The following is a 16,599-nucleotide window of genomic DNA, read 5'->3' on the forward strand; positions in this document are numbered from 1 at the left end:
GGCGGCGCCGGCGGGGGGTCGCCACGGCTTACGATCGTGGGGTGGTGGCGATCAACCGGGTGGCGCGCGTCGTCCTGGTGCTCGCCCTCCTCTGGTCGCTGGTCGCCCTGCTGGCGGCGGTCAACTGGCACGTCAACTGGACGACCCTCCAGCGCGCCGGCGGGGGCGGCTCCGACTTCGCCGTCCACGCCCAGGAGCGCTGGCAGCTCTGGGTGGACCTGACGCTCGTGGGCGTGGTGGTGGCGGTGCTGGCGCTGGTCGGGGCCGTCTGGCCCCTGGTGCGCTCCGCGGGGGCCCTCGCCCAGCGGCGCGGCGAGGCGGACGCTGACCTCGAGATCGACCTGCGAGGGCCCGCGGGCTTCGGCGGCGGCTCGGAGGAGGTCCGCCGGCACGCGGGGGAGAGCGATGCCCGCTGAGGGGTCCGGGCAGCCCGTCGAGCACCTCGTGCGCCAGGGCCGCGGTGCCCGAGGGCTGCGCTGGGCGGTCGTGGCGTTCGGCACGTACAACCTCCTCGTGCACGCCGTGGAGGGCCGCCTCTGGCTGGCGCTCGCCTGGGCGGGCCTGACCGGCGCCCTGCTGGCCGTGCAGCTGGCGCCCCGCCGGCTCGGCACGCGGGTGGAGCGAGACGGCCTGCGCGTGGGCACCGGCACTCGCTGGGGCCGCCTCATCACCTGGGACCAGGTGGAGCGCCTGCGCGTCCAGGGCCCCTACGACAGGTCCAGCGCACTGGTCCTGTCCGAGGGCCACCGCCTGCTCCTGCTGCGCGGGATGGACGCCGACGCCGTCCGCGCGCTCGCCGCCGCCCGCGGCCTGCCCCTCGACGACCCGGCCCGCCGCCGCTCGGCCACCGACCCCGTCCAGGACGTCGACGACGAGAGCGGCTCGGCTGACCGGTCCGCCCCGGCCGCCGGACCCGACCTGGACGCCCAGACCGAGCCCCTCGACGACGGTCCGCTCGACGGTCCGTTCCGCGCGTCGAGCCGCAGGGGCGCCCCGCCGGCCTGAGCGCTCCCGCCGGACCGGTCTCCTCGGGAGCCCGGCTCAGAGCAGACCGGCGAACCGCCTGCCGGCGTCCACGAGCTCGACCCGGTCGAGCGCTCCGACGTCCTTCAGGGGCACCCACGCAGCGCGGTCGGTGCTGCCGCCGACCTCGTCGCGGAGCGCCCCGCCGACCACCCGCGCGCGGTAGACGATCCGCAGCGCGTGCATCGGCCCGCGGTCCGCGCCCACTCGGTGCTCCGGCGCCACCACCGCGGAGTCCACGCCGAGGAGCGCCTCGAGCTCCGCCGCGTACCCGTTCTCCTCGAGCACCTCGCGCACCGCGGCGTCCGCCAGGTCCTCCCCGGGGTCGATGCCGCCCCCGGGCAGCGTCCACCCCGAGCGCCCGTGCTCGTTCCAGTGCGCCAGCAGCATGCACGGCCGCCCCTCGTGCTCGGCGACGACGACGGCGTACGCGGCGACCCGGGTGTCCACGGATGGACGCTAGAACGGCAGTGACCGGCCCGGTCAGCCCGGTCAGCCCGGTCAGCCCGGTCAGCCCGGTCAGCCCGGTCAGCCCGGTCAGTCCAGGTCGACCGGCAGGGAGGGGTCGCGGTGGTGCTCGAGCGCCCGCCGCAGCTGGCGCTCGGTCACGCGCGCCGCCGACAGCGGCGGCAGCGCGTCGAGGGAGAACCAGCCCACGTCGAGGGTCTCCAGCTCCTGCGCCGGCCTGACGTCCCCGGTGGCCCGGCACAGGAAGAACAGCTTGAACACGGCCACCGGCAGCGGCGGGACGTGCCCCTGGACGTCGCGCTCCCAGCAGGCGAAGAGCTTGACCACCTCGGCGGCGTAGCCGCTCTCCTCGCGGACCTCGCGCAGCACCGCGGTGCGCGGGGTGTCCAGCGGGTCGGCCCAGCCGCCGGGAGGGCACCACCTGCCGTCCGAGCGCTCCTGCATGAGCAGCACGCGCTCGTCGTCGTCGAAGAGCACGCCGCGCACGTCCACCTTGGGGGTGGCGTACCCGCTGTCGCGCCCGAGCTCGGCGTGCAGGTCGTCCGCGGGCCGGGCCGTCAGGACGGCGAAGAGCTCGGCGGCCAGACGGCTGGCCTGCGCGTAGCGCACCTGGTCGTAGCGGTCCTGCGCGAAGGTCGCGCCGTCCTGGGCGAGGGCCGCCAGCTCCACCGCCACCCTGCGCACCCGCTCCGCCGCGCTGGTCGTCGGGTCGCTGGGTGCCTCGCTGCTGGTCGCTCCGCCGTCCACGCCGGCCACCGTACGGCTGTCCGCACGGGCTGTGAGGTCCACAGCCGTCGCACAGCCGGCGCCGGGCGTGCGGAGAGCCGGTGCGTGCACCGTGCGGAGGACGGACGGACAGGCTCGCCCGCCAGGACACCGCAGGAGGCGCCCCGTGACCGCGACCGCTGGCATCCCCGTCGTGGCGCCGGTCGAGGAGCCGGCCGTCGACCCGGCTCCTGCAGCCGCGTCCACGAGGCACAGGCCGTCCCGCGACTGGGCCCCTCCGGTCGCCGTGCTCGCGGCCGTCGGTGCGGTGTCCCTGGTGCCGTGGGTGGTCTACCTGGGCGCGACCCTGCCTGCCGACTACACGACCACCGACTGGGTCGGCACCTGGCAGGGCCTCGACGCGGCGCTGGCGGTGGTGCTGGCCGTGACCGCGCTGAGCACCTGGCGCCGCTGGCCCAGCGCCGCGCTGTGGGCCTGCGCCGCCGGGGTGCTCATGCTGGCCGACGCCTGGTTCGACCTGTCGATCAGCACCGAGGGCTCCGACCGCGTCTGGTCGGTGGTGTGCGCGTGCGTGGAGGTGCCGGTGGCGCTGCTCGTGGTGCGCCACGGCCACCGCGAGCTGCGCCGGCTGCTGCGTCGTGTGACGCCCGACGTGCAGAACCCCTCCGACGTCCCCTGATCCGGGCCCACCGCGGACTTCTGCCCGTCCGGCGTCACAGCTCCCGTGGGCGCGGCTGTCCCGCCGGACGTGCAGGACCCGGCTCAGGTGCCCCTGGGGGGTGCTGTCGGGCACTTCTGCATGCTCGGCGGGACGCCGACCGCGCCGGGAGCAGTCCTGCTGCTCGTCACACTCCGTGGCGGTCACCCAGCGTGGCGAACGGCTGTGACGGGTGGTGCTCACGAGACGATGGGGATGTGCTTGCGCCTGAGCTGACCCTGGCCGACGTCGTCCCGGGGAGGCCGCTCGAGGCGCTCCTGCGCACCCTGCGCCCCAGCGCGGACGGCTCGCTCGCCGTGCTCGTCGCCCTCACCGAGCACCCCCACCCGGCGGTGCGCGCCGCCCTGGCCCAGCGCCTGCCGCTCCTGCCCCACGGCCCCGCCGGGCCCGCGCCCGAGCTCGTCAGCGCCCTCGCCCGCCTCACCGGCGACGACGACGCCCGCGCCCGTGAGGCCGCCTGCTTCGCCCTGGCCACCATGTGGCGAGACCACGACGTCCCGGGTCTGTGCGACGCCCTGGCCGCCCGGCTGCACGACGCCGACGCCGACGTGCGCGACGAGGCGCTGCTCGGCCTGGCGCACCGCCGCGACCCGCGGGCGCTGGCCGCGGTCGACGTCGCTCTGGCCGGGGCCGAGGGGCCGGCGTCGCGCCTGGTGCTGGAGGCCGCTGGCGCGCTGGGGGACCCCTCGCTGCACGAGGCGGTGCGCACCCACGCCGAGGCGTGGCTCGCGGACGAGGACGCCGACCCGGCCGACCTCGACGTGGTCGAGGCCGTGGTGCGGCTGACAGACCCCGACGGCGTGGGGGACGACCTGCTCGACGGTGTGGCCGACCTGTGCCGGGCCCGCGCGCACGCCCGCCCCGCCGGCCGTGCGGTGGCCGCGTGGGAGCAGCTCGACGCGGTGCTCGACGTGGCCCCGCACCGCGCCCGCCAGGCGCTGGAGGAGGTGGCGGCGCGGCTGCACGGCGACGCGGCCGCGCTGGAGCACCTGAGGGAGCGCTCCGCGCTCGGCCAGCTCGCTGCCGCCCTGCCGATCGGGTGACCGCACGACCGCCCGGAGACCGTGGCGGGCACCCGCGCTCGGTCGGGCGCGCGAGCGCCCTCGGGCGGTGCGGCGCTCGCTAGAGTCCTCGTGTGGAACGTTCCCGATCTGCTGTCCAGGCCGTGGTGTTCGACATCGGCGGTGTGCTGTCCGCCCCTGAGGGCGCCGTCCCCCAGGTCGCCGAGGCGCTCGGCCTCCCCGTCGACGCGGTGGGCCCCGCGTACTGGGGGCCGCGAGAGGCCTACGACCGCGGTGGCGCCCTGGCCGACTACTGGCGGGCCGTGGGCGAGGCGCTCGGTCTGGACCTCGTCGGTGCGCGCGCCGCCGAGCTGGACGACCTCGACGCCCGTCGCTGGGGCGCCCTCGCCCCCCGCTCCGCCGACCTGCTCGCCGAGGTCTCGCAGGTGGCGGCCAGGGGAGCTGTCAGGTTGGCGGTGCTGTCCAACGCCCCCGCGTCGCTGGCCGGCGTGGTGAGGGCGTCGGAGTGGTCGGAGCCCTTCGAGGCGCTGCTGTTCTCCGCCGAGCTGCGCGCCGCCAAGCCCGGACCGGCCGTCTACGCCGCCGTCGAGCAGGCGCTCGACCTGCCCGGTGACCAGCTCGCCTTCTTCGACGACAGGCCGGTCAACGTCGAGGCGGCGCGGGCCCGCGGCTGGCGCGCGCACCTGTGGACCGGCGCCGACGAGGCGCGCGCCCAGCTGGTGCGGCTGGGAGTGCTCGATGGCTGACCGGCAGGCCGAGGGGCGGGGCGAGGTCGAGCGCGCCTCGGCCAGGCCGGCGACCATCCTCGACGTCGCGGCGCGGGCCGGGGTCTCCAAGTCGGTGGTGTCCCGGGTGCTCACCCAGGCCCCGGGCGTGGCGGCGGCGACGCGCGAACGCGTGCTGCACGCCGCCGGCGAGCTCGGCTACGTGCCCAACACCATGGCGCAGGCGATGGTCGCCCGGCGCACAGGAGCGCTCGGCGCCTTCGTGCGCGACGCCTCCACCCCGTTCTACGGCCACCTGCTCACGCTCATGCAGGACCGCGCCGCCGAGCTCGGCTACCGCGTGGTGACCGCCACCGGGTCGGGGCGCTTCTCCGTGGCCGACGAGCGTCGGGCCCTCGACGTCATGACCGGGCTGCGGGTGGAGGGGCTGGTCATCTGCAGCGGCCTGCTCCCTGAGCGGGACGTCGAGGAGGTGGCCGCCAAGGTGCCGACCGTGGTGGCCGGCCGGCCGCTCGTCAGCGACGCCTGCGGCAGCGTCTTCTGCGACGAGGCGGGTGGCGGCCGGGGCGTCGCGGAGCACGTGCACGCGCTCGGGCACCGCCGCGTGGCGGTGCTCGTCCACTCCCCGGACCTGTCCCTCACGCTCTCTCCTCGCAGTCGTGCGGCGGCCGACCACCTCACAGAGCTCGGTGCGGACGTGGTGCGCCTGCCGGTGCACGACTTCTGGCGGACCACCCACGAGGACGTCGACGCCGTGGTCGCGGCCGCGCTCGACGCCGGCGCCACGGCGCTCGTGCTGCCCTCGGACCGGTTGGCCCTGCGAGCCCTCGAGGCGCTGCGCGTGCGCGGCCTGGAGGCCCCCGGTGACCTGTCGGTGACCGGGTACGACGGCTTCGGGGAGCTGGCCAGCCCGTTCCTCGGGCTCACCACGTGGCGCCAGCCGCTGCCCACCATCGCGCGGATGGCCGTCGACTCCCTCGTCGGTCTCGTGCAGGGGCGGGTCGACGGCCGCGGCGCCACCGCCCTGGCCGGCGAGCTGGTGGTCGGGCGCACCGCGTCGACCCCCGCCTGATCTCGCCCGCACCCGGCTCGTCCGCCACCTGACACCAGCCGTTCACCCGATCTCTTGACGAGGGACATCTGGCACTGGGAACGTTCCCTGCATGACAGGGAACGTTCCCTTCACTTGCCCAGGACGCCGGTCAGGACCAGCGCTCGTCGCGCCAGCGCTGGTGCTCCTGCTCGTCTTCGCCTACTGGCCGGTGCTGCGCAGCGCCTGGCTCAGCCTCCACGGGTCCGACCTCCTGGGCCGTCCCACGCGCTTCGTCGGCCTCGACAACGTCGCGCAGCTGGTGCTCGACCCCGCCCTGCGCTCCGTGCTCCTCACCACCGTCGTCATGGCCGCGGCCTCCACGGCGCTCGCCACCTCGGCCGCGGTGCTCGCGGCCCTCCTGCTGCGCCGAGCCGCCGCGCGCGCCCGCGGCGCGGTCTCCCTCGTCCTGTCGCTGCCCTTCGCCTACTCCGCAGCCGCAGCCTCGGCCACCTTCGCCGGGCTGCTGGCGCCCTCCAGCGGCATCGCCGACCGCCTCCTCGCCGCGGCCGGGGTGAGCGGACCGGGCTGGCTCACCGAACCCGCCTGGGCCGTGGCCAGCGTCTCGGTCACCACCGCCTGGTACGAGTTCGGCTTCGCCTTCCTCGTCGTGCTCGCGGCCGTCAGCCAGCTCGACCCGGCCCCGCTGGAGGCCGCAGCGCTCGACGGCGCGGGGGAGTGGCGCAGCAACCTGGCGATCGTCCTTCCGGCGCTGCGGCCGAGCATCCTCTTCGTGGTGGTCACGCAGACCATCTCCGGGTTGCAGGTCTTCACGCAGGTGGCCGTGCTCACCGGCGGCGGACCGGGCAGCTCCACGCACACGCTGGTCTACGAGCTCTACCAGCGCGCCTTCGGCGGCGGCCTGCCCCAGTACGGCGTCGCCTCCGCGCTGGGGCTGCTGCTGCTCGTGCTGGTCGGGCTGGTCAGCGCCGCGCAGATGCGCCTGGGCAGGGAGCGCTGATGACCGGCCCCTCGACGTCACGCGCCCTCCTGCGGCCCCGGCCGCTCGACTCCGCCCTGCGGTGGACGGGCCTGGCGGTGCTCGTCGTCGTCGTCGCGGGTCCGGTGTACCTGACCGTCGCCACCGCGCTCCTCACGCCGGCCGACATCGCCGCTGGTCGCCTGCTGCCCGACCCGCGCCACCTCACGCTGGCCAACGTCCGCGAGGCGCTGGCGAGCATCCCGCTGGGCCGGCAGTACCTCACCAGCGTGGCCGTCACCGCGATCCAGGCCACCTGCCAGGTGGTGCTCGGTGCGATGGCCGCCTACGCCCTGGTCTTCCCGGCCTGGAAGGGCCGCCGCCTCGTCTTCGCGCTGCTCATCGGCACCCTGGCCATCCCTGGCGAGACCACGGTGCTGCCCAACTACGAGCTGGTGTCCGGGCTGGGCCTGCGCGACACCGTCATCGCCGTCGCCCTGCCCTTCCTGGCCGCCGCCTACCCGGTCTTCCTGCTGCGCCAGGCGTTCTCCGACCTGCCCCGGGAGGTGTGGGAGGCGGCCTCGCTCGACGGCGCCGGCCACCTGCGCACCCTCGTCAGCGTCATCCTCCCGATGGCGCGACCGCAGCTGGTCACCGCCGCGCTCTGGTCGGCGCTGGCCGCCTGGAACGGCTACTTCTGGCCGCTGCTGATCACCGACTCGCCGCAGAACCGCACCGTGCAGGTCGGGCTCGCCCAGCTCGTGGCCAGCGAGTCCTCCACCCCCGGCGTCGTCTACGCCGGAACGCTCCTCGTCCTCGCACCGACGCTGCTGCTGGTGCTCCTCGGCCAGCGCTTCCTCGTCAACGGCCTGGCCGCCCGCTCCTCCTGAGCTCCCCGCGCACCCAGCGCGTCCCCCGCACGTCTCCGCACCCCACACCACCGCCCTTGGAGGTCCGTCATGCCCGCTCCCTCGCGTCGCAGCCCCCGCCCTCGCCGTCGTGCCGTCGTGGTGGCCATCGCCCTCGGCGCCACGGCGCTGACCGGTGCCTGCAGCAGCAGCGCCAGCACGCCCGGCGCCGTCAGCACCAGCGCCCTCGCCTCCGCCGGGCCGGTGACGATCACGCTCTGGCACGGCTTGGGCGGAGCCCCCGGAGACGCCTTCGCGAAGGTCGTGAGCGAGTTCAACGCCACCAACCCGCAGCACATCACCGTGGACGCCGTCTTCCAGGGCTCCTACGACGACGCCCTCACCAAGTACACGGCAGCCGCCCGCGACGGCAGCACCCCCGACGTCATGCTCACCAACGACATCTCCACCGGCTTCATGCACGACCTCGGCCAGACCGTGCCCGCCGGCGACCTCGCGAAGGCCAACCCCGGCAGCCTCGACCTCGAGCACCTCTCCCCGGCGGCTCGCAACTACTACACCGCCGACGGCACGCTCCTCGCCGTCCCCTTCAACACCTCGGTGCCGCTCCTCTACGTCAACACCGACCTGCTCGCGAAGGCAGGCGTCGACACCTCCACCCTCGGCACGACGGACGGCCTGGACGCAGCCGCCCGCAAGGTCGCTGCTGCGCTGCCAGGGGTCAAGGGCTTCGCGCTGCCCCAGGCCGGCGGCTGGTGGTACGAGCAGATGACCGCCGCGGCCGGCGAGCCGTACTGCACCCCCGACAACGGGCGCAGCGGCGGCGGTGCCACGGCGCTCTCGCTCACCGGCCCCGCGCAGCAGCAGGCCTTCGCCACCGTGGCCGGCCTCGCGCGCGACGGCGTCTCCCTGAGCACCGGCTCCGACGACAACGCCCTGCTCAACGCCTTCGCCTCCGGCCAGGCGGCCATGATGTTCAACTCCTCCGGCGCGTACAGCGGTCTGGTGAAGGCCGGCATGAAGGACGTCACCGCCGTGCCGCTGCCGCTCAGCGGCCCCGCGGCCTCCAGCGGGCCGCTCATCGGCGGTGCGGCCCTGTGGGTCAGCGGCCAGGGGCACTCCGAGGCGCAGCAGGCGGCCGCGTGGACCTTCATCAGCTACCTCAGCTCCGCGGAGGTCCAGGAGGAGTTCTCCCAGGCCTCCGGCTACGTGCCCGTCAACACGCAGGTCGCCTCCAGCAGCACCGAGCAGAGCTACCTCGCGGCCAACCCGGTCGCGGCCGTCGCCGCGAAGGAGCTGGCGGAGGCCCCGGTGGTCCCCGCGACCGCCGGCTGCCTCACCGGCGCGCTGCCCACCGTGCGCAAGACCGTCGTCGCGGACCTCTCCCAGGCCATCAACGGCCAGGGCGACCTGGCCGCCGCGCTCGCCAAGGCCGAGGCCGACGCCACGAGGAACATCACCGACTACCGCGCCCAGGCGGGGAAGTGAGCCCGGACATGACGACCACGACGACGACGCCGGCCATCGCGACCGAGCACCTGCGCTGGAGCCGGTCGGAGGGCGACCCGTACCGCTACGGCGTCTACCTCATGCCCGATCCGCGCACCGCCCTCGCCGTCACCACCGCCACCACGGCGGTGCGCGCCCAGTACGGGCTGCTGTCCGCCGGGGCGTTCCCGCCGCACGTGACGCTGGTGGGCAGCCAGCACTGGGGCCTCGACGAGGCGCGGGCCGTCGAGGTGCTCGACGCCGCGCTGTCCTCCCGGCCCGCCGTGCGCGTGCACAGCAGCGGGGTGCAGCGCCTGGGGGCGGGGTGGGTCGTCGACTGGCACCTGCTGCCGGACGGTTCGCCCAACCCCGAGCTCGTGGCGCTCGCGGACGCCGTGGAGGCTGCCGTCACGCCGCTGCGCCGGCCGGCCTCCAGCCCGCCCAGCAACGACGTGCACCACGAGACCTGGCACGCGCACCTCTCGCTCGCCTCCCACGACCTGCACGACCGCGCCGACCTGCGCGAGGAGGTGGGCGATTTCCTGCGGGGCCTGCCGCTCGACCTGCCGGGGGCGGTGGTGGCGGATCGCGTGGCGCTGTACCGCACCGCCAGTGACGACTGGTCGGGCCGCTGGTGGCGCTCCCTCACCTGGGAGCACCTGCGCACCTGGCGCCTGGCCCGCCCGTGATGAGGGACCGGTGGAGCACCTGAGGACGTCGACCGGCCTCGCGCCGTGGGCGGGGGCTGACCGCCCGTCGGTGGACCAGGGGCTGCAACGGCCGCGAGGCCCCGCGCGTCGTGGGGGCGTGAGCACCCGGAGCGCGGCTGCCGCCGTCGTCCTCGTGGCCCTGCTGACGACGGGGTGCGGGGCCCGCGGCCGTGGTCCGGTCGAGGAGCCGCTGCCGTCCTCGACCGTGGCGCCGGTGCCGGCGTCCGCGGGGGAGTGGGAGGCGATGAGCGCGGCTCCCCTGGAGCCGCGCGGCGGGGCGCTGACCGCGTGCACGGGTGAGCGGCTGCTGCTGCTCGGCGGGCACCGGAGCGACGAGCAGCAGCCGCCCTGCCCGCCTGGCGCCAGCTGCGCCGGCGTCGAGCCGACCCGGTTCGACGACGGCGCCGCGTGGGACCCGGCCACCGACGCCTGGACCCACCTCGTGGATCCGACCGGCGCCGAGACCGGCCTGTCGCAGGACGGCGACGGCGCGGTGTGGTCGGGGGAGTCCCTGTTCACCCGCTCGCAGCGGTTCACGCCGGACCTGGCTGCGGGCACGCTCACCCGTGCCCCCTTCGACGCCGGACCCGCGCTCGTCTACTCCGACCCCGTCTGGACCGGTGACCGCCTGGTCGCGGTCGGATGGGACTGCGGGGGCGCAGCCTCCGGCGTGGACGGGCAGCTCGTGGCGCAGGTCGTCGACCCTGCCACCGGGACCGCGACGGCGGTGCCCTGGCCGTACGACCCGCCGGGCGCCGAGAGCGTGCGCACCGCGTGGACGGGGAGCGAGGTGGTCGCGCTCGTCGCCACGGACGGCGCCTCGGAGACCGGTGAGGGCACCTGGCGCGCGGTCGCCTTCGACCCGGCCACCTCGACCTGGCGCTCGGTCGCCGACCGTGCCGACGGGCCCCGCGAGCTCGCGTGGGACGGGCGGCGCCTCCTGCTCCAGGACCAGGACCGGGTCGGCGCCCTCGACGTCACCACGGGGGAGAGCACCGACGTGGTGCAGCTGCCCGACCGCACGAGCGGCGGGCTGGAGCTCAGCGCCTCGGGGCGCGTGCTGCTCCACACCTGGCGCGGTGCCTACCTGCTCGACGACGGCGACGGCGACGCCGGCTGGCTGCGGGTGCCCGACCCGCCGGGAGCGGACCGGACCACGGCGAGCACGGTCGCCTGGGCCGGCGACGACCTCGTCGTCTGGGGCGGCACCCAGGCGTACGAGGAGGACGGGGGAGCCACCCGCAGCAGCGCTGACGGCTGGGTCTGGCGAGACCTGGGAGCCTGGCCGTCCACGTCCAGGAGCGGCTCGTGAGCGGCTCCTGGCCCGGGCCCTCCCGCGAGTCGCGGGTCGGTCAGCGACGGCCGGTGCGCATGCTGGACGCCCAGCACGCCGACGACCACGCCGACGACCACGCCGCCGACCACGCCGCCGACCACGCCAGGAGCCCGCATGAGCACTCCGGAGCCTGCGGCGCCCCAGCCCGCGGCGCGGCAGCGGGTCGCAGCGGTCGACGTCGTGCGGGGGCTGCTCCTGGTGGTGATCGTGGTCAGCGGGAGCCTGGTGGAGCCGCCCGCCTGGTTCGACCACGCCCCGTGGGCCGGCGCGCACCCCCTGGACCTCGTCTTCCCGTCCTTCGTCCTGCTGATGGGCGTGGGCCTGGGGTTCGCCTGCTCCCGGGGCGTGCAGCTGTCGCGACTGCCCCGGCGGGTGCTGGTGCTGCTGGCTGCCGGGCTGGTCTACAACGCCGCGGTGCAGTGGGCCCGCCTGGGGACCGTCGACCTCGACCAGCTGCGGTGGACCGGGGTCCTGCAGGTGTTCGCGCTGGTGACGCTGGTCATCAGCCTGGTCCACCTCGTGGTGCGGGGGTGGGTGGCGTGGACCGCCGTGGCGCTGGCCTTCGCGGCCGGCCACACCTGGCTGCTCGCCCGCTGGGCCGCCGCGTGCCCGGGCGGTGAGCTGGCTCCCGCGTGCAACCCCTCCCTGGGTCTCGACACCGCCCTGCTGCCGGCGCGGCACCTGTACTGGCAGATGGACGCCGGGCACGATCCCGAGGGCCTCGTCGCGGTGCTGGGCGCCTGCGTCACCGCGGCCGCCGGAGTGGCTGCGGCCCACGCCCTGCGCGGTCGTCGGGCCACCCCCGACGACCAGGCCCCGGGGGAACCCCCCGCCGCCGGGCCGGTCGGTGGGGGACTGGTCGGCCGGGGACTGGCCGCGGCGGGACTGGTGGGGTCGGGAGTGGTGCCCGCTGCGGCGCGGCTGGTGGTGGTCGCCGCGGTGCTGGCGGGGGCCGGGCGGGCCGCCTCCCTGTGGGTGCCACCCGTGAAGCGGCTGTGGACGGCTCCCTTCGGCCTGTCCGTCGCCGCACTCGTCATCGCGCTGGTCGCGGTGGTGCACCTCCTCGTCGACGCGCCGTGGGTCGAGCAACGGCGAGCGCGAGGTCCAGCGGCGGCGGCCGTGGCGGCGGGCGCCCTCCGAGCGCTCCGCGAGCCGTTCGTGGCGCTGGGGCGCAACAGCCTGCTGGTCTACGTGGGCAGCGAGGTGCTCGCCGCCGTCCTCCTGCTGCGCCCGCTGCGCGCCGACCCGGCGATCGAGCCCAGCCACGCCCAGTCGCTGGCGGACCGCCTGGCGTGGCTGGGGAGCCCGCAGATCGGGCTCAGCGCCGCGCTGCTGGCGGCCTGGTGGCTGCTCGCAGTCCTGCTGCACCGGCGCCGCTGGTACCTGCGCGCCTGATGCCTCAGGCGCCGCCCGCCTCGCCGTCGTCGTCCGCGTCGTCGTAGCGGCGGTACATCGCCGCCATCCCGCCGCCGCTGTCGAGGTTCCGCAGCAGCGCGTCGGCGATGCCGGTGAGCTGGGCCAGCTGCGCAGGGCTCAGGACGTCGACGACGTGCTCGCGCACCGCGCGCACGTGACCAGGTGCCGCCTGCTCGATCCGCTCGAGTCCGCCGTCGGTGAGCTCGGCCACGGTGGCGCGCCGGTCGTCGGCGTCCGGTCGGCGTTCCACGAGGCCGCGGGACTCCATGCGCTTCACCACGTGCGACAGGCGGGGCAGGGTGGCGCTGGTCTGGGCCGCCAGCTCGCTCATGCGCAGGGCGCGCCCGGGGGCCTCGGAGAGCATCGCGAGGACGAAGTACTCGAAGAGCGTGACGTCGGCGTCGCGCCTCAGCTGGCTGTCCAGGGTGCCGGGCAGCACCTCGAGCAGTGCCGCCACGCGCACCCACGCGGCGAGCTGGGTCTGGTCGAGCCAGGGGACGTCCACACCCCCATGGTGCGGCACGGATGGTTGTAGGGACAACTTCCGAGTGCTACGGTCTCAGCAGGAAGTTGAAGCGACAACTACTGAGGAGGGTCATCAGTGGAGCCCGTCGTCCTGCGCCGCGGCGCCTGCGGTGCCGCAGGCGCCGGAGCCGCGCCGCTCGTCGTGCTGCTGCACGGTCGCGGCGCCACCGAGGCCGACCTCGTCGGCCTGGCTGACCACCTGCCCTCCGGTGAGGGCGGCCCTGAGTACGTCGCCCTGCGCGCCCCGATCGCCGAGGGGGGCGGCTACGCGTGGTTCGCCAACGCCGGCATCGGCCGCCCGCTGCCCGGCTCCCTCACCGCCTCGACCGCCTGGTTCCGCACCTGGCTCGACGCCGAGGCGCCCCTCGACGTCGAGCGCCCGCGCCCGGTGCTCCTCGTCGGGTTCAGCGGGGGAGCGACCTTCGCCGGTGGCGCCCTCCTCGCCGACCCCGCGCGCTACGCCGGGCTCGCCACCCTCTTCGCCACCCTGCCGTTCGACGCCGGAGTGCCCACCACGCCCGGCCACCTCGCCGGCGTGCCGGTGTTCGTGGCCCAGGGCGACGCCGACACCGTGATCCCGCCCGAGCTCCAGCGCCGCACCTGGACCTACCTCCACGAGACCTCCGGCGCCGACCTCACCGCCGTGCGCACGCCCGGCGGCCACGGCCTGACGGCCGACGTCGTCGTCGCCCTGCACCGCTGGGTGGCAGACGTGCTCACCGCACAGCGGACCGGCAGGCTCGCCTGATGGACCTCGGACTCTCAGGCCGCGTCGCCGTCGTCACCGCCGCCTCCAAGGGCCTCGGCCGCTCCAGCGCGCTGGCCCTCGCCGGCGAGGGTGCGCGGGTGCTCGTCTCCGCCCGCTCCGCCGACCTGCTCGACGGGCTGGTGGACGAGGTCGCCGCCTCCGGCGGCGAGGCGCTCGCGGTGCCCGGCGACATGACCGACCCCGCGCTGCCGTCCCGGCTCGTGGCCGCCGCGCTCGAGCGGTGGGGGCGCCTCGACGCCGTGGTCGGCAACGCCGGAGGTCCGCCCACCGGGCGTGCTCTGGACGTCGACGACGACGCGCTGCTCGCCGCCTTCCAGGCCAACGCCCTGGCGTCGATCCGGCTGGCCCGCGCGGCCGTGCCGCACATGACCGAGCGCGGCTGGGGGCGGGTCGTCTTCATCGCGTCGGCCAGCGTCAAGCAGCCCATCCGCGACCTGGCCCTGTCCAACACCGCGCGCACCGCGCTGTGGGCGTGGACCAAGACGGCCGCCGCCGACGTCGCCGCCAGCGGCGTGACCATCAACATCGCCGCGCCCGGCCTGCACGCCACCGACCGGCTCCTCGAGCGCGGCGTCCCCGCTGGCGCGCGCACCGGGACGCCAGAGGACTTCGGGAAGGTCGTCGCCTTCCTCTGCTCCGAGCCCGCCGCCTTCGTCAACGGCACCGCCGTGGCCGTCGACGGCGGAGCCACCCTCGGCCTGCTCTGACCCGCCAGGTGCTGGTGACGTCCCGGATCACGTCCGGTGGTGCCGGCAGCTCCCACGACCACGGTCAGGAGACCGTCCGTGATCGTGCGAGCCACCAGCAGCACCCGTCGTGATCATGGGAGTCACCAGCACCTCCACCACTGCTCGACGTCCCGGAGGACCCGCCATGACCACCCCGTCCAGCACCAGCGAGCTGCTCCTGCCCGGCGCCACCACCATGGACGCCGTCACCCTGCACGTGGCTGACCTGCCCGGCACGACCGCCTACTACCGCGACGCCCTCGGCCTGGTGGAGCTGGACGGAGCGGTCGCCCGGACCGCCGTCGACCTCGCGACCCCGGGCGCAGCGGGCGCGCAGCACGCCGTGCTCGGGCGGGGCGGCACGCCGCTCGTCGTCCTCGTCCACACGCCGGGACTGCCCGCGCCGAAGCGGGGCGAGGCCGGGCTGTTCCACACCGCGCTGCTCTTCCCCGACCGCGCCGGCCTCGCCGACGCCGTGGCCCGCGCCGCGCAGCACCCCCGCTCGCGCTACGTCGGCTCCGCCGACCACCTCGTGTCGAACGCCTTCTACTTCACCGACCCCGAGGACAACGGCATCGAGCTGTACTGGGACCGCCCGCGCGAGCAGTGGGACTGGAAGGCCGGCCAGGTGGTCATGGACAACGCGCCGCTCGACCCCGACGCGTTCCTGCGCGAGCACGTCTCCGCACCCCTCGACCAGCCCGCGCGCAGCGACGCCGAGGTCGGCCACGTGCACCTCAAGGTCGGAGACGTCGAGGTCGCCCGCGCCTTCTACGTCGACACCCTCGGCTTCGAGGTGACCGCGGAGTGGCACGGCGCGCTGTTCGTCGCCGCCGGCGGCTACCACCACCACATGGCCATGAACACCTGGTCGAGCCGCGGCGCCGGTGCCCGCGCCGCGACCCTCGGGCTGGGGCAGGTCTCGCTCGTGCTGCCGGCGCGCTCCGACCTCGACGCCCTGGCCGACAGGCTGCGCGCCGCCCGGGTCGACGTCCGCGACGACGGCCGCACGCTGCGCTTCGAGGACCCGTGGAAGAGCCTCCTGGAGGTCAGCGCCGCCGCCTGACCACCGGTCCCCGTTGGCACGGGGCGCCCCTGTGCCAGACCCACTGGCACGGGGGCGCCCCGTGCCGGTGGGGAGACGGCGCCGCAGGGTGGGCGCCTCGCTCAGGAGGCGCGGCGCAGGCGCTCGGGGACCACGGCCTCGCGCGGCGCGGTCGGTGCGAACGCGTACGAGTCCACGCCGAGCCCGCGCAGCACGGCCCGCTCGACGGGGGAGTGCCCGCCCGCGCTGGCCCCCGTGCCGTCAGAAGGGCGGTCGAAGCGCATCGGCTCCGCCAGCGCGATCGGCGGGTTGGTGATGAGCCGCTGCGCGCGCAGCACGTTCTGCGACGTCGCGTGCAGCGTGAAGGGGTGCATGAGCACCACGTCACCAGCCTTCCCCGTCACCTCGGTGAACTCGCGGCACCTGCTGATGAGCGGCGTCTCCTGCAGCTCGGTCGGCAGGAGCCCCTCGGGGTGCTCGGCGAGGTGGCGCGCCACCACCCCGACCGAGTCGGTCGCCACGAACGTGCCGCCGCCCGTGGACAGCACGTCGGTCCACAGCACGATCGTCAGCAGCCCCTGCTCGGGGGAGTCGAGGAAGTGCCGGAAGAAGTCGCCGTCCTTGTGCCATCCGGGCACCTGCGGTGACGGGGGGTCGAACGGCCGGTCCGCGCCCACCCCGAGGTTGGCGATGAACCCGTCGCCCCACTCCCAGGGCAGGTCCACCCGCGGGTCGGCCCCGGTGTGCCCGAGCAGCTGCAGCGCCGCCGCGTGGGCGCGCGGGGCCAGCTGCGCCGCGTCGACGCGCTGCTCGGTGGGCAGGTGCACGCGCGGCCGCGTCCAGGTCGCCGGGTCGTCCGGGTCCACGCCGAGCCGTTCCCACCCCCGGTCCACCCAGCCCGGGGGCTGGGTGGAGGGGTCGAAGGCGCCCTCGACGACGACGACGCCGGTGGCCAGGAACTGCTCGACCTGCTCCGCCGACAGCGGTGCGTTCTCGCTCATGGTGGTGCTCCGTGGTGGTGC

Annotated in this window: 19 protein-coding genes; 15 read left to right on the plus strand and 4 right to left on the minus strand. The window is 75.8% G+C overall.

Annotated features, from left to right (window positions below):
- Nucleotides 1-41 precede the first annotated feature (41 nt).
- Both FMM08_RS05445 and FMM08_RS05450 read left to right on the plus strand, forming a co-directional pair.
- Complete coding sequence (locus FMM08_RS05445; RefSeq protein ID WP_147925367.1) at nucleotides 42-416, plus strand: hypothetical protein; 375 nt, start codon at nucleotides 42-44, stop codon at nucleotides 414-416.
- The gene (locus tag FMM08_RS05450; protein WP_147925368.1) at nucleotides 406-1,005 is read left to right on the plus strand and encodes a hypothetical protein; all 600 of its coding nucleotides are present in this window, start codon (nucleotides 406-408) and stop codon (nucleotides 1,003-1,005) included. Before FMM08_RS05445 ends, FMM08_RS05450 begins: the two co-directional genes overlap by 11 nt.
- 36 nt (nucleotides 1,006-1,041) lie before the next feature.
- On the opposite strand, the gene FMM08_RS05455 is transcribed toward FMM08_RS05450, so the two are convergent.
- Together FMM08_RS05455 and FMM08_RS05465 are read right to left on the minus strand one after the other, a co-directional pair.
- Complete coding sequence (locus FMM08_RS05455) at nucleotides 1,042-1,473, minus strand: NUDIX hydrolase (RefSeq protein ID WP_147925369.1); 432 nt, start codon at nucleotides 1,471-1,473, stop codon at nucleotides 1,042-1,044.
- Between the two features lie 87 nt (nucleotides 1,474-1,560).
- Nucleotides 1,561-2,238, minus strand: coding sequence for an NUDIX hydrolase N-terminal domain-containing protein (locus tag FMM08_RS05465; protein ID WP_255472086.1), 678 nt, complete (start codon nucleotides 2,236-2,238; stop codon nucleotides 1,561-1,563).
- A gap of 145 nt (nucleotides 2,239-2,383) precedes the next feature.
- Here FMM08_RS05465 and FMM08_RS22875 point away from each other — a divergent pair, with 145 nt between their 5' ends.
- The 10 genes from FMM08_RS22875 to FMM08_RS05510 all read left to right on the plus strand — a co-directional run bounded on the left by FMM08_RS22875 (nucleotide 2,384) and on the right by FMM08_RS05510 (nucleotide 12,489).
- Complete coding sequence (locus tag FMM08_RS22875; RefSeq protein ID WP_187279566.1) at nucleotides 2,384-2,896, plus strand: hypothetical protein; 513 nt, start codon at nucleotides 2,384-2,386, stop codon at nucleotides 2,894-2,896.
- Nucleotides 2,897-3,132: 236 nt separating this feature from the next.
- Entirely contained in the window at nucleotides 3,133-3,978 is an 846-nt protein-coding gene (locus FMM08_RS22880; RefSeq protein ID WP_187279567.1) for a HEAT repeat domain-containing protein, read from the plus strand.
- A gap of 92 nt (nucleotides 3,979-4,070) precedes the next feature.
- Nucleotides 4,071-4,703, plus strand: coding sequence for an HAD-IA family hydrolase (locus tag FMM08_RS05475; protein ID WP_147925371.1), 633 nt, complete (start codon nucleotides 4,071-4,073; stop codon nucleotides 4,701-4,703).
- Nucleotides 4,696-5,754 (plus strand): LacI family DNA-binding transcriptional regulator, encoded by a 1,059-nt coding sequence (locus FMM08_RS05480; protein WP_147925372.1) that lies wholly within the window; start codon nucleotides 4,696-4,698, stop codon nucleotides 5,752-5,754. Before FMM08_RS05475 ends, FMM08_RS05480 begins: the two co-directional genes overlap by 8 nt.
- Nucleotides 5,755-5,914: 160 nt before the next feature.
- Complete coding sequence (locus FMM08_RS05485; protein WP_187279568.1) at nucleotides 5,915-6,733, plus strand: carbohydrate ABC transporter permease; 819 nt, start codon at nucleotides 5,915-5,917, stop codon at nucleotides 6,731-6,733.
- Nucleotides 6,733-7,581, plus strand: coding sequence for a carbohydrate ABC transporter permease (locus tag FMM08_RS05490; RefSeq protein ID WP_147925374.1), 849 nt, complete (start codon nucleotides 6,733-6,735; stop codon nucleotides 7,579-7,581). The genes FMM08_RS05485 and FMM08_RS05490 overlap by 1 nt, the downstream gene beginning before the upstream one ends.
- Nucleotides 7,582-7,650: 69 nt before the next feature.
- Nucleotides 7,651-9,048, plus strand: coding sequence for an extracellular solute-binding protein (locus tag FMM08_RS05495; RefSeq protein ID WP_147925375.1), 1,398 nt, complete (start codon nucleotides 7,651-7,653; stop codon nucleotides 9,046-9,048).
- A gap of 8 nt (nucleotides 9,049-9,056) precedes the next feature.
- On the plus strand, nucleotides 9,057-9,737 hold the full coding sequence (locus tag FMM08_RS05500; protein WP_147925376.1) for a 2'-5' RNA ligase family protein: 681 nt from the start codon (nucleotides 9,057-9,059) through the stop codon (nucleotides 9,735-9,737).
- A 118-nt stretch (nucleotides 9,738-9,855) separates the two neighbouring features.
- Nucleotides 9,856-11,070, plus strand: coding sequence for an NHL repeat-containing protein (locus FMM08_RS05505; RefSeq protein WP_147925377.1), 1,215 nt, complete (start codon nucleotides 9,856-9,858; stop codon nucleotides 11,068-11,070).
- A gap of 138 nt (nucleotides 11,071-11,208) precedes the next feature.
- Nucleotides 11,209-12,489: a heparan-alpha-glucosaminide N-acetyltransferase domain-containing protein gene (locus tag FMM08_RS05510; protein ID WP_147925378.1), complete on the plus strand. Its 1,281-nt coding sequence runs from the start codon at nucleotides 11,209-11,211 to the stop codon at nucleotides 12,487-12,489.
- Nucleotides 12,490-12,493: 4 nt separating this feature from the next.
- Here the strand turns inward: FMM08_RS05510 and FMM08_RS05515 are convergent, their stop codons facing one another.
- Nucleotides 12,494-13,015 (minus strand): MarR family winged helix-turn-helix transcriptional regulator, encoded by a 522-nt coding sequence (locus FMM08_RS05515; protein ID WP_147925379.1) that lies wholly within the window; start codon nucleotides 13,013-13,015, stop codon nucleotides 12,494-12,496.
- A 96-nt stretch (nucleotides 13,016-13,111) separates the two neighbouring features.
- Between FMM08_RS05515 and FMM08_RS05520 the strand changes: the two genes are divergently transcribed.
- The 3 genes from FMM08_RS05520 (at nucleotide 13,112) to FMM08_RS05530 (ending at nucleotide 15,598) form a co-directional block, all read left to right on the plus strand.
- Entirely contained in the window at nucleotides 13,112-13,783 is a 672-nt protein-coding gene (locus tag FMM08_RS05520; RefSeq protein ID WP_147925380.1) for an alpha/beta hydrolase, read from the plus strand.
- Complete coding sequence (locus FMM08_RS05525) at nucleotides 13,783-14,511, plus strand: SDR family oxidoreductase (RefSeq protein WP_147925381.1); 729 nt, start codon at nucleotides 13,783-13,785, stop codon at nucleotides 14,509-14,511. The genes FMM08_RS05520 and FMM08_RS05525 overlap by 1 nt, the downstream gene beginning before the upstream one ends.
- A gap of 166 nt (nucleotides 14,512-14,677) precedes the next feature.
- Nucleotides 14,678-15,598 carry a VOC family protein gene (locus FMM08_RS05530; protein ID WP_147925382.1) on the plus strand — a complete coding sequence of 307 codons (921 nt, stop codon included), beginning with the start codon at nucleotides 14,678-14,680 and terminating at the stop codon, nucleotides 15,596-15,598.
- Between the two features lie 101 nt (nucleotides 15,599-15,699).
- Here FMM08_RS05530 and FMM08_RS05535 read toward each other — a convergent pair whose 3' ends face one another.
- Nucleotides 15,700-16,578: a phytanoyl-CoA dioxygenase family protein gene (locus tag FMM08_RS05535; RefSeq protein ID WP_147925383.1), complete on the minus strand. Its 879-nt coding sequence runs from the start codon at nucleotides 16,576-16,578 to the stop codon at nucleotides 15,700-15,702.
- Nucleotides 16,579-16,599: the final 21 nt, after the last annotated feature.

Origin of the sequence: Quadrisphaera setariae, from assembly GCF_008041935.1 — a bacterium.
GTDB classification, from domain to species: Bacteria; Actinomycetota; Actinomycetes; order Actinomycetales; family Quadrisphaeraceae; genus Quadrisphaera; species Quadrisphaera setariae.

Bases quoted from the DNA above. Each gene is read 5' to 3' on its own strand.
- FMM08_RS05530 (WP_147925382.1), top strand. From the start codon at position 14,678: ATGACCACCCCGTCCAGCACCAGCGAGCTGCTCCTGCCCGGCGCCACC.
- FMM08_RS05500 (WP_147925376.1), top strand. From the start codon at position 9,057: ATGACGACCACGACGACGACGCCGGCCATCGCGACCGAGCACCTGCGC.
- FMM08_RS05525 (WP_147925381.1), top strand. From the start codon at position 13,783: ATGGACCTCGGACTCTCAGGCCGCGTCGCCGTCGTCACCGCCGCCTCC.
- FMM08_RS05510 (WP_147925378.1), top strand. From the start codon at position 11,209: ATGAGCACTCCGGAGCCTGCGGCGCCCCAGCCCGCGGCGCGGCAGCGG.
- FMM08_RS05480 (WP_147925372.1), top strand. From the start codon at position 4,696: ATGGCTGACCGGCAGGCCGAGGGGCGGGGCGAGGTCGAGCGCGCCTCG.
- FMM08_RS05535 (WP_147925383.1), bottom strand. From the start codon at position 16,578: ATGAGCGAGAACGCACCGCTGTCGGCGGAGCAGGTCGAGCAGTTCCTG.
- FMM08_RS05450 (WP_147925368.1), top strand. From the start codon at position 406: ATGCCCGCTGAGGGGTCCGGGCAGCCCGTCGAGCACCTCGTGCGCCAG.
- FMM08_RS05490 (WP_147925374.1), top strand. From the start codon at position 6,733: ATGACCGGCCCCTCGACGTCACGCGCCCTCCTGCGGCCCCGGCCGCTC.
- FMM08_RS05495 (WP_147925375.1), top strand. From the start codon at position 7,651: ATGCCCGCTCCCTCGCGTCGCAGCCCCCGCCCTCGCCGTCGTGCCGTC.